The organism is Neisseria sp. WLZKY-1 (assembly GCF_046546535.1).
Taxonomy (GTDB): Bacteria; Pseudomonadota; Gammaproteobacteria; order Burkholderiales; family Neisseriaceae; genus Neisseria.
This window is the reverse complement of sequence record NZ_JBKGTW010000123.1, coordinates 1-531: the sequence shown is the minus strand read 5'-3', so window position 1 is coordinate 531 and position 531 is coordinate 1. Positions and strand designations below refer to the sequence as shown.

Genomic DNA, 531 nt, shown 5'->3' with positions numbered 1-531 from the left:
TCATTGTCTTATTGACGGTGATGCGCGGTGGTAGCTCAGTTGGTTAGAGTACCGGCCTGTCACGCCGGGGGTCGCGGGTTCGAGCCCCGTCCGCCGCGCCAAATATTCGTTTTTCCTTTCTTCATTTTATATTTCCTTTCTTGATTTATTTTGCGGCCGGGTTTTCCGGCCGTCTTTCTGTCTGCTGTCTGCGCGGCCGACGAGGTCGGGGACGGCAAGGCCGAGACCTTTGCAAAAAAGCCCTTCCTTCGACAGCCGGAACCCAAACACAGGTTTTCGGCTGTTTTCGCCCCTAATTGCGCCTAATTTTACCCAAATACCCCCTTAATTCTCCCCGGACACCCCATAATCAGGCATCCGGGCCGCCTTTTAGGCGGCAACAGGCACACTTAGCCTGTTAGCCGCTTTCAACAGGTTTAAACACATCGCCTTCAGATGGCTTTGCGCACTCACTTTAATCAGCCCGAAATAGGCTGCCCGGGCGTAGCGGAATTTACGGTGCAGCGTCCCGAAGCTCTGTTCGACCACATA

General features: G+C 54.2%; 1 protein-coding gene and 1 tRNA gene. One reads left to right on the top strand and one right to left on the bottom strand.

The window, feature by feature from the left end; all coding sequences use genetic code 11:
• The first annotated feature begins 24 nt into the window (after positions 1-24).
• Positions 25-101: transfer RNA gene (locus tag ACLD9W_RS12475), tRNA-Asp, on the top strand.
• A 268-nt stretch (positions 102-369) separates the two neighbouring features.
• Here ACLD9W_RS12475 and ACLD9W_RS12470 read toward each other — a convergent pair.
• Positions 370-531 (bottom strand): transposase (locus ACLD9W_RS12470; protein WP_148078583.1); only part of this gene is annotated, 162 nt, incomplete at its 5' end.